This is a genomic window from Streptomyces sp. NPDC101178 (assembly GCF_044767965.1).
Taxonomy (GTDB): Bacteria; Actinomycetota; Actinomycetes; order Streptomycetales; family Streptomycetaceae; genus Streptomyces.
Genome location: NZ_JBIWOZ010000011.1, coordinates 183,889 through 198,872, shown reverse-complemented (window position 1 = coordinate 198,872; position 14,984 = coordinate 183,889). Strand labels below are relative to the sequence as shown.

10 protein-coding genes are annotated in these 14,984 nt (G+C 69.9%); 2 read left to right on the top strand and 8 right to left on the bottom strand.

Going from position 1 to position 14,984, the window contains the following annotated elements; genetic code table 11:
- Nucleotide 1: 1 nt before the first annotated feature.
- The 7 genes from ACIRR8_RS28265 to ACIRR8_RS28235 form a co-directional block, all read right to left on the bottom strand.
- On the bottom strand, nucleotides 2-718 hold the full coding sequence (locus ACIRR8_RS28265; RefSeq protein WP_237325321.1) for an ABC transporter ATP-binding protein: 717 nt from the start codon (nucleotides 716-718) through the stop codon (nucleotides 2-4).
- Nucleotides 715-1,674, bottom strand: coding sequence for an ABC transporter ATP-binding protein (locus tag ACIRR8_RS28260; RefSeq protein ID WP_161268475.1), 960 nt, complete (start codon nucleotides 1,672-1,674; stop codon nucleotides 715-717). Before ACIRR8_RS28260 ends, ACIRR8_RS28265 begins: the two co-directional genes overlap by 4 nt.
- 2 nt (nucleotides 1,675-1,676) lie before the next feature.
- The gene (locus tag ACIRR8_RS28255; RefSeq protein WP_404070057.1) at nucleotides 1,677-3,515 is read right to left on the bottom strand and encodes a branched-chain amino acid ABC transporter permease; all 1,839 of its coding nucleotides are present in this window, start codon (nucleotides 3,513-3,515) and stop codon (nucleotides 1,677-1,679) included.
- Nucleotides 3,512-4,441 carry a branched-chain amino acid ABC transporter permease gene (locus ACIRR8_RS28250; protein ID WP_030567936.1) on the bottom strand — a complete coding sequence of 310 codons (930 nt, stop codon included), beginning with the start codon at nucleotides 4,439-4,441 and terminating at the stop codon, nucleotides 3,512-3,514. Before ACIRR8_RS28250 ends, ACIRR8_RS28255 begins: the two co-directional genes overlap by 4 nt.
- 96 nt (nucleotides 4,442-4,537) lie before the next feature.
- Nucleotides 4,538-5,773, bottom strand: a complete 1,236-nt coding sequence (locus ACIRR8_RS28245; protein ID WP_404070055.1) for a branched-chain amino acid ABC transporter substrate-binding protein — start codon at nucleotides 5,771-5,773, stop codon at nucleotides 4,538-4,540.
- 620 nt (nucleotides 5,774-6,393) lie between these two features.
- Entirely contained in the window at nucleotides 6,394-6,864 is a 471-nt protein-coding gene (locus ACIRR8_RS28240; protein WP_404070053.1) for a PaaI family thioesterase, read from the bottom strand.
- Between the two features lie 89 nt (nucleotides 6,865-6,953).
- A complete protein-coding gene (locus ACIRR8_RS28235; protein ID WP_404070051.1) occupies nucleotides 6,954-9,239 on the bottom strand; it encodes an FdhF/YdeP family oxidoreductase in 2,286 nt (761 codons plus the stop codon).
- A 119-nt stretch (nucleotides 9,240-9,358) separates the two neighbouring features.
- Between ACIRR8_RS28235 and polA the strand changes: the two genes are divergently transcribed.
- Nucleotides 9,359-12,070: a DNA polymerase I gene (gene polA / locus ACIRR8_RS28230; protein ID WP_404070049.1), complete on the top strand. Its 2,712-nt coding sequence runs from the start codon at nucleotides 9,359-9,361 to the stop codon at nucleotides 12,068-12,070.
- Between the two features lie 65 nt (nucleotides 12,071-12,135).
- Here polA and ACIRR8_RS28225 read toward each other — a convergent pair whose 3' ends face one another.
- A complete protein-coding gene (locus ACIRR8_RS28225) occupies nucleotides 12,136-13,026 on the bottom strand; it encodes a DUF4184 family protein (RefSeq protein WP_404070047.1) in 891 nt (296 codons plus the stop codon).
- 201 nt (nucleotides 13,027-13,227) lie between these two features.
- On the opposite strand from ACIRR8_RS28225, the gene ACIRR8_RS28220 reads away from it, so the two are divergent.
- The gene (locus ACIRR8_RS28220) at nucleotides 13,228-14,982 is read left to right on the top strand and encodes a lytic transglycosylase domain-containing protein (RefSeq protein ID WP_404070045.1); all 1,755 of its coding nucleotides are present in this window, start codon (nucleotides 13,228-13,230) and stop codon (nucleotides 14,980-14,982) included.
- The last annotated feature ends 2 nt before the right edge of the window (nucleotides 14,983-14,984 follow it).

The window sequence follows — 14,984 nt, the reverse complement described above, 5'->3', positions numbered from 1 at the left end:
CTCAGTCCTCGCCCAGGTACGCCTTGCGGACCGAGTCGTCGTGCAGCAGGTCCTGGCCGGTGCCGGAGAGGACGATGCTGCCGACCTCCATGACGTGCGCGTGGTTGGCGAGCGAGAGCGCCGCCTGGGCGTTCTGCTCCACGAGCAGGATGGTGGTGCCCTGGGCACGCAGTTCGGTGATGGTCGCCATGATCTTCTGCATCATGATCGGGGAGAGGCCCATGGAGGGCTCGTCGAGCATGAGCAGCTTCGGCTGGGACATCAGGGCCCTGCCCATGGCGAGCATCTGCTGCTCGCCGCCGGAGAGGGTTCCGGAGGCCTGCTTCCGGCGTTCCCCGAGGATGGGGAAGAGGTCGTAGGCGCGCTGGATGTCCTTGTTGATCCCGTCGCTGTCCTTGCGGAGGAAGGCGCCGAGGCGCAGGTTGTCCTCGATGGACATGCGAGGGAAGATGTGGCGGCCCTCGGGGGAGTGGGCCAGTCCCAGGGAGACGACCTGATGGGCCGGGACCTTGCGGAGGGACTTGCCGTTGAACTTGATCTGGCCGGCGAGGGGCTTGATCAGTCCGGAGAGGGTGCGCAGTGTCGTGGTCTTGCCGGCGCCGTTGGTGCCGATGAGGGTGACGACTTCGCCTTCTTCGACCTTGAACGAGATTCCTTTGACGGCCTCGATCTTGCCGTAGGCGACGCGCAGGTCCTCGACTTCGAGAAGTGCGGTCATCGGTCGTTCTCCTTGCTGGTGCTTTCGCCGGGGGTGGCCGGAGTGGCCGGTGCCTCGGGGGTGGTGGTTCCCGGGGTGGTGGTCTCCGGTGCGGCGGCGGCTTCGGCGGCTTCGACTTCGGCGACTTCGGCCGCGCCGGGGTCGCCTTCGAAGGGTTCGCCGAGGTAGGCGGCGACGACGCGGTCGTCGCCCTGGACCTCGGCGGCGGTGCCTTCGACCAGTTTCTCGCCCTGGACGAGGCAGGCGACGCGGTCGCAGAGGTTGAAGATGAACCGCATGTCGTGCTCGATGACGAGGATGGCGATGCCCTTGTCGCGGATGGCGAAGATGAGTTCTTCGGCCGCTCGGGTCTCCTGCGGGTTCATGCCTGCGGTGGGCTCGTCGAGGAGGAGGAGTCCGGGTTCGCTGGCGAGGGCCCGGGCGATCTCCAGCTTGCGCTGTTCGCCGTAGGGGAGGTTGCGGGAGAGGTGTTCGGCCTTGTGGTCGAGGCCGATGAACTCCAGCAGTTCCATGGCGCGGGCCTTGGATTCGGCTTCGGCGCGGTGGAAGCCGGGGCCGCGGAGGAGGGCGGACCAGAGGCCTTCCTTGGTGCGGGTGTGGCGTCCGACGAGGACGTTCTCCAGGACGGTCATGTTGGAGAAGAGCCGGATGTTCTGGAAGGTGCGGGCGATGCCGGTCGCCGTGATCTTGAAGGATTTGGCGGGGAGGACGTCGCCCTTGTAGCGGACCTCGCCCTCGGTGGGGGTGTAGAGGCCGGTGAGGCAGTTGAAGAAGGTGGTTTTGCCGGCGCCGTTGGGGCCGATGAGGCCGACGATCTCACCGGCGTTGACGGTGAGGTCGACGGAGCGGACGGCGGTGAGGCCGCCGAATCGCATGGTGACGCCGCGGGCGTCGAGGACGGTTTCGCCGGGTGTGCTCACGGCTGTGGCCTCGGCGGTGGTGGTGTCGGTGGTCATCGTCAGGCCCCTGCCTTGGTGAGAGTGGCGGGCGCTTCGTCCTTCTCGTGGAATTCGAGTTGCTGGCGGCGGTTGGCGATGAGGCCTTCGGGGCGGAAGCGCATGAGGAGGACCAGTGCGAGGCCGAAGGCGAGGAGCTGGAAGTCGCTCATGAACTGGAGTTTGTTCGGGATGAGGAAGAGCAGTGCGCCGCCGATGAGGGGGCCGCTGATGGTCCCCATGCCGCCGAGGACGACCGCTGCGAGGAGGAAGGCCGAGTTGGGCGGGACGGCGTGGGCGAACTGGTACTGCTCGGGGGTCACGGTGTAGGTGACGTGTGCCTGTACGGCTCCGGCGAGGCCGGCGAGGGTGGCGCCGAGGGCGAAGGCGATGAGCTTGGTGCGGAAGCCGTTGATGCCCATGGCTTCTGCGGCTGTCTCGTCCTCGCGGATGGCGACCCAGGCGCGGCCGATGCGGGATTCGGCGCTTCGCCTGAAGACCACCACCACGATGAGGGTGACCAGCAGCATCAGGAAGAAGTAGTTCGCGAAGCGGCCGATGGTGAATCCGCCGATGGTGTGGGTGGCGCCGAAGTCGAAGCCGAAGAGGGAGAGGTTCGGGATCGAGGAGATGCCGTTGGAGCCGTTGGTGACGTCGGGGCCGGAGGTGCCGTCGAGGTTGAGGACGGCGATGCGGAAGATCTCTCCGAAGCCGAGGGTCACGATGGCGAGGTAGTCGCCGCGCAGTCGCAGGGTGGGGGCGCCGATGAGGACGCCGAAGACCATGGATGCGGCGGCGCCGACCAGGATGGCCTGCCAGAACGGCAGGTGGATGCCGAGCGGGGAGGTCGGGGAGCCGGATACCAGGGCGGCGGCGTAGGCGCCGACGCCGAGGAAGGCGACGTATCCGAGGTCGAGGAGGCCGGCGAGGCCGACGACGATGTTGAGGCCGAGGGCGACGGTGGCGAAGATGAGGATGTTGACGCCGATGGTCGCGTACTGGTCGTCGGACTGGGTGAACGGGAAGGCCGCGGCGGCGACGAAGGCGCCGACGAGGGTCACGTTGCGGTGGCGTGCGGTGAGGGTGGTCACGCGCTGGATGAGGCCGGCTTTCTGGATCGCCGCGAAGCCGAAGCCGGCGGTGATGAGGAAGCCGATGAAGAGTTCGTCGTACTCGGTGCTGATGCCGTAGGTGAAGACGACGAGTCCGAGGGCCAGGACGACCGCGACGATCAGGATCTCGAGGTACGAGGGGAGCGGCTTCGCGGGCCGGGCGCTGTCGGTGGCGAAGGCGCTCTTGTAGGTGGTCCAGCGGTTGCTCAGGTTGTGCTTGAACTGGTCGTAGCCGCTGTCTTCGGGGTCGGCCGGGTGGTTCTCGGGCCGCTCGTAGGGCAGGGAGCGGGCGCCGATCCAGCCGATGAGGGTGGCGATGGCGGCGACGTAGGCGCCGGGTTCGAGGTTGACGACGCCGCCGAGGCTGGCGCTGATGGCGATGATCGAGAACCAGGCGGTGGCGAGGGCCGCGTAGGAGGCGAGCCGGATCGCGGGGTCGGCGCCCTGGGGGGTGAGCCAGGTGAGGCCCTTGATCCCGTAGGAGGAGAGGCCGAAGAGGGCGAGGAGGGCGCCGCTGACGAGGACGAGCCACTGGAGGCCACCGGGGTAGCCGTAGACCGTGAGGTCGCCGGGGAAGGCGGAGGTCCAGGTCCAGGCGAGGAAGGCGGAGACGACGGTGAGTGCGCCGCCGGCCGTGGCGGTGGCCCGGGCGATGTGCGGCGGGAGGGTGAGCGGGCCGCGGGTGGTGGGTGCGGTCGGTGCGGGTGCGGTGACCGTGGTGGTGGTCTGTGTGGTGGTCATGGTGGTCACGCCCTGTCCGCGACGCGCTCGCCCATGATGCCTTGGGGGCGGAAGAGGAGCACGAGGATGAGGAGTACGAAGGCCCAGGCGTTGGCCCAGGACTGGCCGCCGAGCTGTTCGAGGCCGGGGACTTCGGCGATGTAGGCGGCGGCCATGGTCTCGGCGACGCCGAGGGTGAGGCCGCCGATCATGGCGCCGTAGATGTTGCCGATGCCGCCGAGGACGGCTGCGGTGAAGGCCTTGAGGCCGAGCAGGAAGCCCATGCGGAACTGGACCTCGCCGTACTTGAGGCCGTAGGCGACGGCTCCGATGGCGGCGAAGGTGGCGCCGAGGGCGAACGCGACCACGATGATGCGGTCGGTGTTGATGCCCATGAGCTTGGCGGTGTCGGGGTCCTGTGCGGTGGCCTGCATGCCGCGGCCGGTGCGGGTCTTGATGACGAAGTAGCCGAGGACGGCCATCGACAGGGGGGCGGCGATGAGCAGGAAGACGTCACCGGTCTGGATGGTGACGGGGCCGAGCTCGAAGGGGCCGCCGGGGATTTCGGGGAAGGTGCGGGCGGACTTGGCGCCCGGGTACCAGGCCCATACGGCTTGCTGGAGGGCGAGCGAGAGGCCGATGGCGGTGATGAGGGGGGCGAGGCGTGGTCCGCCGCGGAGCGGTCGGTAGGCGAATCGTTCCGCGCCGACGGCTATGAGGGTGGCGACGAGGATGGCGCCGATGAGCATGAGGGGGAGTGCGAGCAGCACGCTGGTGCCGCTGGGGAGTATGAGCCAGACCGTGAGGGCCCCGAAGCCGCCGGTCATGAAGATCTCGCCGTGGGCGAAGTTGATGAGCTGGACAATGCCATAGACCATCGTGTAGCCGATGGCGACGAGCCCGTACATCGATCCGAGTAGCAGGCCGTTGACCAGCTGTTGCGGCAGTTCGTTCACCGCGGGTCCTCCGTGTCTTTCGCCGGGTATAGAACAGCGCGGGGCGCATGGTGTGCGGCGCCCCGCGCTGCCGGTGGTAGGTCAGGCTGGGTGGTGTCAGCTGGTGAGTTCGCCGGACTTGACCGCGGCCCAGGCGCCGTCCTTGTACTCGTAGACGGTGAGCTGCTTGTTGGTGGTGTCGCCGTACTCGTCGAAGGAGACCTTGCCGGTCACGCCTTCGAAGTCGACCTTGCCGACGGCCTCGGCGACCTTGGCGCGGGCGTCGTCCGGGAGCTTGCCGTCGTTGGCGTCGACGACGGCCTTGACGGCCTCGATGATCGACCAGGCGGCGTCGTAGGAGTAGCCGCCGTAGGCCTCGAAGGGCTCCTTGTAGCCGGCCTTCTCGTAGTTCGCCACGAACTCCTTGGCGGACGGGAGGGTCTCGATCGGCGCACCGACGGAGGTGGCGAGGTCGCCGACGCCTTCGGCGCCGGAGAGCTTGATGTACTCGGCGCTGTAGATGCCGTCGCCGCCGACGAGCGGGATCTTGGCGCCGGCCTTCTTGATCTGCTTGCTGAGCGGGCCGGCCGCGGGGTACTCGCCGCCGTAGTAGACGACGTCGGCGCCGGCGCTCTTGACCTTGGTGGCGACCGAGGAGAAGTCCTTGGTCTCGGGGTCGATGTGCTCGGTGCCGACGACCTTGCCGCCGAGCTTGGTGAACTCGGCCTTGAAGGTGCCGGCGAGGCCGGCACCGTAGGTCTTCTTGTCGTCGATGACGAAGACCTTCTTCTTCTTCGCGTCGTTGAAGAGGTACTGCGCCGCGAAGGGGCCCTGGACGGCGTCGGTGGTGGCGGTGCGGAAGTAGGAGGCGAAGGGGCGCTCCTTGGTTCCCTCGTTCCACTTCTGGCCCTGGGTGAGGGAGGGCGAGGTGTTGGCGGGGGAGACCTGGACGAGCTTGGCGTCGGCGAGGACCTTCTGCATGGACTCGCCGACGGAGGAGTTCAGGGGGCCGACGGTGCCGAGGACGTCCTTGTTGGCGACGAACTTGCTCGCGTTCTGCTGGCCGGACGAGGGCTGGGCCTGGTCGTCGAGGGCCTGGATCTCGAAGGTGACGCCGTCGACGTACTTCTTGGCGTTGGCCTGCTTGGCGGCGAGGTCGGCGGCGTTCTTGATGCCGAGGCCGAGGGCGGAGAGGTCGCCGGTGAGCGGGGCGTCGACGCCGATGACGACGGTGGTGGTGCCGCCGTCGCTGCCGCTGCTGTTGTTGCTGTCGTCGCGCGAACCGCAGGCGGTGAGGGTGAGTGCTCCGGTGGTGAGCACGGCGGTGAGTATGAGCAAAGAACGGTGTCGCACGAAAAGTCCTTTCCCTGGCGCGGCCTCCTCTGCTTGAGGTGCCGTGTCGGTCGCCGGGTCGTACTGGGGTCGTACGGGGGGCTGTGCTGTAGACGTGCCCGGCGGCGCGGTGACTGGCGGTGACTCTAAGCGCAGCTGGGGGTGTCCGGGACGGGTCGGCGACGGATGTGACGCTCTTGTTATGCCGTTGAGCAAGGCTTGAGGTTTCCGGGTGTGGATGTGTGGCTTTGGCACGGAGTGCGAAATGACCACATGCTGAGAACGCGCAGCTCTGCTAAGGGGCTTGGGTTGATCTTGGTGCTGACGCGGGGTGGGGGTGGCGTCGGGCGTGCCGGGGTGCCCCGGGGGCCTCGGGCCGGGGTGGGCGGCTGGTTTTCACATTTCGTACTTGTTACGCAGTGTTACAACGGCGAAGGTGCGTTCGAGTCCGATGAGGCCAATGTGGCTGCTGAGTGGCTCATGGAACGTCGTTCGCCGTCAAGGGTGTTGACCGAGGGTGGTGATCAACGTCGTTGGGTTTGGTGGGGATATGGCGCTGCCCGGCCGGAATGCGGGGGGCGATTCCGGCCGGGCAGGCGGTCTTGCGGCGGTGGTGCGGCGTGCTTCCGGGGCGCGGGCGGTCAGCCGGCGTCGGGGCGGGGGGCGTCGCGGAGGAGGCAGGTGAGGCGGGCGGTGCAGACCCGCTTGTCCTGTTCGTCGGTGATGACGATCTCGTACGTGGCCGTCGAGCGACCGCGGTGTACGGGGGTGGCGACGCCGGTGACGAGGCCGCTGCGGGCGGAGCGGTGGTGGGTGCAGTTGAGGTCGACGCCGACGGCGATCTTGTTCGCGCCGCCGTGGAGCATGGAGCCGATGGAGCCGAGGGTTTCGGCGAGGACGGCGGAGGCGCCGCCGTGCAGGAGGCCGTAGGGCTGGGTGTTGCCTTCGACGGGCATGGTGCCGACGACGCGGTCGGCGGCGGCTTCGACGATGGTCACGCCCATGCGTTCGCCGAGGTGGCCGGCGGAGAAGAGGGCGGGCAGGTCGATGCCGAGTGCCGCGTACTCGTCGATGACTTCCTGCGGGAAGAGGGGTGCGGTGTGATCGCCCATGGGTCCGGCTCCGATCGTCTGCGCTGGTTCATTGCTGTGTGCACTGTTCTTACCAGAGTGCTGAGCGGACGCTTAGGGGGTGGCGGTTTTCAGCCGGTGGCCTCTGCCTTTTCGAAACGGATGACGACGGACTTGCTGGCCGGGGTGTTGCTGGTGTCGGCGGTGGAGTCCAGCGGGACCAGGACGTTGGTCTCCGGGTAGTAGGCGGCGGCGCAGCCTCGGGCGGTGGGGTAGTGGACGACGCGGAAGCCCTCCGCGCGGCGCTCGACGCCGTCCTTCCACTCGCTGACGAGGTCGGTGTAGGAGCCGTCGGCGAGGCCGAGCGCGGCGGCGTCGTCGGGGTTGACCATGACGATGCGGCGGCCGCCCTTGATGCCGCGGTAGCGGTCGTCGAGGCCGTAGATGGTGGTGTTGTACTGGTCGTGGGAGCGCAGGGTCTGCAACAGGAGCCTGCCTGCGGGGAGTTCGGGGAACTCGACGGGGGCGGCGGTGAAGTTGGCGCGGCCGGTGGCGGTGGGGAATCGGCGTTCGTCGCGGGGGGCGTGGGGGAGGGCGAAGCCGCCGGGGTGGGCGGCGATGCGGGTGTTGAAGTCCTCGAAGCCGGCGACGACGCGGGAGATCCGGTCGCGGATGGTGGCGTAGTCGCGCTCGAACTCCTCCCACGGCGTACGGGAGTCGGCGCCGAGGACCGCGCGGGCGAGGCGGGCCACGATGGCGGGCTCGGAGAGGAGGTGGGGGCTCGCGGGGGTGAGGTTGCCTCGGGAGGCGTGGACCATGCCCATGGAGTCCTCGACGGTGACGAACTGCTTGCCGCTCGCCTGGACGTCCTTGTCGGTGCGGCCGAGCGTCGGCAGGATCAGGGCACGGGTGCCGGTGACGGCGTGGGAGCGGTTGAGCTTGGTGGAGACGTGGACGGTGAGGCGTGCGCGGCGCATCGCGGCCTCGGTGACGGCGGTGTCGGGGGTGGCGGCGACGAAGTTGCCGCCCATCGCGAAGAAGACCTTGGCCTCGCCGTCGCGCAGCGCCTGGATGGAGCGCACCACGTCGTAGCCGTGGTGGCGCGGCGAGGTGATGCCGAACTCCTTGTCGAGGGCGTCCAGGAAGGCCGGTGCGGGCCGTTCGAAGATGCCCATCGTGCGGTCGCCCTGGACGTTGGAGTGGCCGCGCACCGGGCAGACGCCGGCGCCGGGGCGGCCGATGTTCCCGCGCAGGAGAAGGAAGTTGACGACTTCGCGGATGGTGGGCACGGAGTGCTTGTGCTGGGTGAGGCCCATGGCCCAGCAGACGATGGTGCGTTCCGAGGCGAGGACCAGGGCGAGGGCCTGCTCGATCTCGGCGCGGGTGAGGCCGGTGGCGGTGAGGGTCTCGTCCCAGTCGGCGGCTTCGGCGGCCTTGGCGAACTCCTTGTAACCGTGGGTGTGTTCGGTGACGAACGCGGTGTCGACGGCGCCTTCGGCGGCGAGGATCAGCTTGTTGAGGAGGCGGAAGAGGGCCTGGTCGCCGCCGATGCGGATCTGCAGGAAGAGGTCGTTGAGCGGTGTGCCCTTGAGCATGCCGTGCGGTGTCTGCGGATTCTTGAACCGCTCCATGCCGGCCTCGGGCAGAGGGTTCACCGAGATGATCTTCGCGCCCGCGTTCTTGGCCTTCTCCAGGGCCGAGAGCATCCGAGGGTGGTTGGTACCGGGGTTCTGTCCGGCGACGATGATCAGGTCGGCCTGGTGGATGTCCTCCAGGGAGACGCTGCCCTTGCCGATGCCGATGGTCTCGCCCAGCGCCGAGCCGGAGGACTCGTGGCACATGTTGGAGCAGTCGGGCAGGTTGTTGGTGCCGAACTCGCGGGCGAAGAGCTGGAGGAGGAAGGCGGCCTCGTTGCTCGTACGCCCGGAGGTGTAGAAGAGGGCCTCGTCGGGTGAGGAGAGGGCGGTCAGCTCCTCGGCGATGATCGCGAAGGCCCGCTCCCAGGTGATGGCCTCGTACCGGTCGGCGCCTTCGGGGAGGTACACCGGCTCGGTGATCCGGCCCTGCTGGCCGAGCCAGTAGCCGCTGCGTTCGGCGAGGTCGGCGACCGGGTGCGCGGCGAAGAAGCCGGGCGTGACGCGGCGCAGGGTCGCTTCCTCGGCGACGGCCTTGGCGCCGTTCTCACAGAATTCGGCGGTGTGCCGCTTGTCGCCTTCGGGCCAGGCGCAGCCGGGACAGTCGAAGCCGTCCTTCTGGTTGACCTTGAGGAGGGTCTGCGCGGTGCGGCGCACGCCCATCTGCTGCTGCGCGATGCGCAGGGAGTGGGCGACGGCGGGCAGCCCGGCGGCGGCGTGCGGGGCCGGTCCGACCTGCGGGGCGTCCTGGACCGGGTCACCTGTGGGCGGCTTGCTGGCCATGATGCTGCTCCCCTTCGAGCGCTTCTTCGGCGGTCGTGTGTCCTCACCATCGATCCTGTCACGCCTCCGCAAGGCCGTGCCGGTCCGGATTGTCAGTGGGCCGTGGCAGGATCGGGGGCGTGGCTGAGACGGCATCGAAGAAGACGGCAGACAACCGACCGCGCCTGCTCCTCATGGACGGGCACTCCCTGGCGTACCGGGCGTTCTTCGCCCTGCCCGCGGAGAATTTCACGACGGCGGTGGGGCAGCCGACGAACGCCGTGTACGGCTTCATGTCGATGCTGGCGAACACCCTGCGTGACGAGGCCCCTACGCACTTCGCGGTCGCGTTCGACGTGTCCCGCAAGACGTGGCGGGCGCAGGAGTTCCCGGAGTACAAGGCGAACCGATCCAAGACCCCCGACGAGTTCAAGGGGCAGGTCGAGCTGATCGGCGAGCTGCTGGACGCGATGCGCGCGGACCGGTTCGCGGTGGACGGCTTCGAGGCGGACGATGTCATCGCGACGCTGGCGACCCAGGCAGAGGCGGCCGGGTTCGAGGTGCTGATCGTCACCGGCGACCGGGACTCCTTCCAGCTGATCACGGAGAACGTGACCGTGCTGTACCCCACGAAGGGCGTCTCCGAGCTGACCCGGTTCACCCCGGAGAAGATCGTCGAGAAGTACGGGCTCACCCCGCAGCAGTACCCGGACTTCGCCGCTCTGCGCGGAGACCCGTCGGACAACCTTCCGAGCATTCCCGGCGTCGGTGAGAAGACGGCCGCGAAGTGGATCAACCAGTTCGGTTCGTTCACCGAGCTGATGGAGCGGGCCGAGGAGGTCAAGGGCAAGGCCGGGCAGAATCTCCGCGACCACCTGGACGCGGTGAAGATGAACCGGGTGCTGACCGAGATGGTCCGGGACGTGGAGCTGCCGAAGTCCGCGACCGATCTGGAGCGCGCTCCGTACGACCGCTCGGCGGTCACCGGCATCCTGGACATACTGGAGATCCGCAACCCGAGCCTGCGCGAGCGTCTCCTCGCCGTCGACCCGGGCGCCGCGGAGGCCGAGCCGCCCGCGCCCGCCGCCGGTATCGAGCTGGACGGCACGGTCCTCGGCTCGGGTGAGGTCGCCCCGTGGCTGGAGGCGCACGGCGCGCAGCCGCTCGGCGTCATGACCGTCGACACCTGGTCGCTCGGCGCCGGTACGGTCACCGAGGTCGCGCTCGCCGCCGCCGACGGGACCGCCGCCTGGCTGGACCCGGCGCAGCTGGAGGAGGCCGACGAGCGGGCGTTCGCCGCCTGGGTCGCTGACCCGCGGCGGCCGAAGGTCCTGCACAACGCGAAGAACGTGATGCGGGTCTTCCCGGAGCACGGCTGGCAGCTCGAAGGCGTCACGATGGACACCGCGCTCGCCGCGTATCTGGTGAAGCCGGGCCGCCGCTCCTTCGCCCTGGACGCGCTGGCCGTGGAGTATCTGGGCCGTGAGCTGGCCCCGGCCGCCGCCTCCGACGGGCAGCTGGCCTTCGGCGCGGACGACCGGGCCGAGGCGGACGCCCTGATGGCGCAGGCCCGCGCCGTGCTCGACCTGGGTGACGCGTTCACGACCCGCCTGAAGGAGGTCAACGCCACCGAGCTGCTCCATGACATGGAGCTGCCGACCTCGATCCTGCTGGCCCGTCTGGAGCGGCACGGCATCGCGGCGGACCGGGCCCATCTGGAATCCATGGAGCAGCAGTTCGCCGGGACCGTGCAGCAGGCGGTGAAGGAGGCGCACGCGGCGGTTGGCCGCGAGTTCAACCTCGGTTCGCCCAAGCAGCTCCAGGAGATCCTCTTCGGCGAGCTGGGCCTGCCGAAGACGAAGAAGACCAAGACGGGATACACGACGGACGCGGACGCGCTGGCCTGGCTGGCCGCGCAGACCGAGCACGAGCTGCCGGTGCTGATGCTGCGCCACCGCGAGCAGGCCAAGCTCCGGGTCACGGTCGAGGGCCTGATCAAGACGATCGCCGCCGACGGCCGCATTCACACCACGTTCAACCAGACGGTCGCGGCGACCGGCCGCCTCTCCTCCACCGATCCCAACCTGCAGAACATCCCGGTCCGCACCGACGAGGGCCGGGCCATCCGCCGCGGGTTCGTCGTCGGTGAGGGCTTCGAGACGCTGATGACGGCGGACTACAGCCAGATCGAGCTGCGGGTGATGGCGCACCTCTCCGAGGACGCCGGTCTCATCGAGGCGTTCACCTCCGGCGAGGACCTGCACACCACGGTCGCCTCGCAGGTCTTCGGCGTGGACAAGGACGCCGTCGACCCGGAGATGCGCCGCAAGATCAAGGCCATGTCGTACGGCCTGGCCTACGGCCTGTCCGCGTTCGGCCTCTCCCAGCAGCTGAACATCGACCCGGCCGAGGCGCGGGTGCTGATGGACACCTACTTCGAGCGGTTCGGCGGTGTACGGGACTATCTCCACCGGGTCGTCGAGGAGGCGCGGGCCACCGGCTACACGGAGACGATCCTCGGCCGCCGCCGTTACCTCCCCGACCTCAACAGCGACAACCGCCAGCGCCGCGAGGCCGCCGAGCGCATGGCGCTCAACGCCCCGATCCAGGGCACCGCGGCGGACATCGTGAAGGTGGCCATGCTCCGGGTGGACAAGGCGCTGCGGGAGGCGGAGCTGACCTCGCGGATGCTGCTCCAGGTCCACGACGAAATCGTGCTGGAGATCGCCAAGGGCGAGCGGAAGCAGGTGGAGGAGATCCTGCGCCGCGAGATGGCGGGCGCGGTCGAGCTGCGCGCCCCGCTGGACGTCTCGGTCGGCGTCGGCAAGGACTGGGAGTCGGCGGCTCACTGACCGACGGCGCAGGGCCCGGAACCGGGACGCGGTTCCGGGCCCTGCGGCTTCCCGCCGGACACGCCCTACGCCCGGTCGGCGGCGGACCGCTCCGCACGGGATCCGTCCGCCACGGACGGTACGGATAGGGCTTCCGGGCTCTTCCCCGGCCGCCGGCGCCCGCGCAGCAGCCGCATCCACACCCCGTACAGCAGCAGTCCGCCCGCCAGCCCCGCGCCCGCGCCGAAGCAGGCGGTCGGGATGATGTCGAGCGGGTTCTCGATGCGCCCGAAGTGGGCGTAGAAGCGCAGGCACCGGTGGAGGATCCCGACCGCCATGCAGCCGCCCAGCAGCCCGAGCGCACCCCACCGCTCGCCCCGGCCGAGCTCCGGGAGCGCCTCCGGCACCGGGGTCACGACCGTGCGCCGCAGCGCGGTGAGCAGGAACCAGCCGAGCACCACCAGCGCCAGGACCGAACTGCCGTACTGCGCGAACTGGTAGAGCGGGAAGCCGCCGACGCTCCGGTTCAGGACGGGCAGCAACTCCGTGCCCCACCGGCTGTGATGGGTGAACGCGTCCCACACCACGTGCGTGGCCGCGCCGAGTGCGGCCGATCCCACGAACACCAGCCAGGCGTGCGGCCCGAACGACTCCCGGTTCCACCGCTGTCCCCGTACGAGCGTGTGGACGCGGCCCCGTACGCGTACCGGGAGCAGCGCCACCAGCGGCTCGCGCAGCGCCGCCCAGACCGCCACCAGCACGGCGGCGATCAGCACGTTCACCGTGACGACACCGAGGAAGGTGTGTGTGAAGTCGCCGAACCTCATGGCCCCGGGGATCACGGTGTCCGCGAAGTAGGTGACATCGGGCGCGAACGAACCGGCGATCAGGGCCGAGGGAAACAGCCCCGAGCGGGCGGTCCCGTTCCGGCGGATCGCCGGGAGCACGGCTGCGGCATGGCTGAGGGTGAACGGCATGGCGGCAAGTATGCGGGAGCGCCGTAACCGGACGGCGGGGGCAGCCTCCGTTGCCCTCCCGGACACCGTGTGCGCCGGAACGTGAAAAAACAGTAAGAAGCGGTCAGGGTGCGGTGCCCGGGCGCCACGAGGTGCCGTAGGGTCGCTTGAGTCCTGCGCTGGGGAGCGCGATCAGCCTTCGAGGGGGAGGGACCGGAACGTATGGCAGCGCACATGCGCCGACGGCTGCGCAAGGGAGCGACGACCACCGCGGTGGCGGCGGCCGCCGTGGCGGCACTCGCGGCGTCCCAGGCACCCGCGGCCCCGCTGGCCGAGGTGGCCGCGGGCGGCGACCAGCAGACCGCCGGCGGCGAGTCGGGCGGCCCGGACGACGGCGCCGCCACCGGCAACTCGCCGTACTACACCGACCTCCCGCCCCTCGTCACACCCAACCGGCCCGGTTCGTCCAGTAATCTCCCGGCCGCCACCGGCAGTGCGGAAGCGGGCATTCCGGCCTCGGTCCTGGCCGCGTACAAGCAGGCCGAGCGGACCGTCACGACCACCGACCCGGCCTGCCGGCTGCCCTGGCAGCTGCTCGCCGCGATCGGCAAGGTCGAGTCCGGCCAGGCCCGCGGCGGCCAGGTCGACGCGAACGGCACCACCCCCACCCCGATCCTCGGCCCGGCCCTCAACGGCCAGGGCTTCGCGCTCATCAAGGACACCGACGGCGGTGCGTACGACGGCGACGCCGTCCACGACCGCGCGGTCGGCCCGATGCAGTTCATCCCGTCGACCTGGGCGGTCTGGGGCCAGGACGCGAACGGCGACGGACGCAAGGACCCCAACAACATCTACGACGCGGCGCTCGCCGCCGGCCGCTACCTCTGCGCGGGCGGCCGCAACCTCGCCGTCGCCGCCGACCTCGACCGGGCGGTGCTGAGCTACAACCAGTCGACGGAGTACCTGCGTACGGTCCGGTCCTGGTTCGCGTACTACCAGCGCGGTACGCACGAGGTACCCGACGGCAGCGGTGTCCTCCCGACCGCGCCCAGCACCCCGGTGCCGAGCCCGATCCCCACCCCCGGCGGGACGACGAGCCCGACGCCCTCCCCGTCCCCGTCCACGCCCGGCGGTACGAAGCCGAGCCCGGGCCCCTCGAAGCCCGGCGGCGGCTCCACCAGCCCGACGCCGACGCCGGTGCCGCCCACCACGCCCCCGAAGCCGACACCGCCGCCGAGCCCGTCCCCGTCCCCGTCCGACACCTTCGGCTCCCTGGAGAACGCGGGCACCGGCCCCCTCCGCGCCACCGCCGGCTCCTCGTTCGAGCAGCGGATCTCCGTCCGCGCCCGCAACGCCCTCGGCGCACCGATGGCCAAGGTGCCCGTCACCTTCACGGTCACCGGGACCACCGGCACGCTCTTCGACGGCGGCAGGAAGACGGTCACGGTCGTCAGCAGGGCCGACGGCACCGCCACCGCACCGGTGCTCAAGGCGGGCGAGAAGACCGGCGAGTTCAGCGTGACCGCCACGGCCGGCACCACCCGGCCGCGCACCCTGACGTACGCGGCGAGCGTCACCGCCCGCCAGGCCGACACGATCGTCCGGGTCGGCGAGGAGGCGCTCGTCACCGCGCCCGGCGAGAAGTTCGCCGACGCCGTCACCGTCAAGGCCACCCACAAGGGCGCCGCCGCAGCCGGGGTGGCCGTCACCGCCACCATGGTCAAGGACAGCCTCGGGCTCATCGACAACGACAAGGGCCCGTACTTCAAGGACGCGGCCGGAAAGCCGCTGCGGACCCTGGAGCTCACCACCGACGCCGACGGCCTGCTCCAGCTCCCGGAAGTCTTCGCCGACGAGAACCCGGGCACGTACAAGCTGCGGCTCACCACCGAAGGCGGCGGCTCGGTCGTCATCGAGCTGACCGTCCAGGCCCCGGAGGAGACGGCCCCGGAGGAGACCGCAACCCCCGAAGCCTGACC

Excerpts from the sequence above, each read along its gene's own strand:
- ACIRR8_RS28240 (WP_404070053.1), bottom strand. The coding sequence starts at position 6,864 with ATGGGCGATCACACCGCACCCCTCTTCCCGCAGGAAGTCATCGACGAG.
- ACIRR8_RS28225 (WP_404070047.1), bottom strand. The coding sequence starts at position 13,026 with ATGCCGTTCACCCTCAGCCATGCCGCAGCCGTGCTCCCGGCGATCCGC.
- ACIRR8_RS28265 (WP_237325321.1), bottom strand. The coding sequence starts at position 718 with ATGACCGCACTTCTCGAAGTCGAGGACCTGCGCGTCGCCTACGGCAAG.
- ACIRR8_RS28235 (WP_404070051.1), bottom strand. The coding sequence starts at position 9,239 with ATGGCCAGCAAGCCGCCCACAGGTGACCCGGTCCAGGACGCCCCGCAG.
- ACIRR8_RS28220 (WP_404070045.1), top strand. The coding sequence starts at position 13,228 with ATGGCAGCGCACATGCGCCGACGGCTGCGCAAGGGAGCGACGACCACC.
- ACIRR8_RS28260 (WP_161268475.1), bottom strand. The coding sequence starts at position 1,674 with ATGACCACCGACACCACCACCGCCGAGGCCACAGCCGTGAGCACACCC.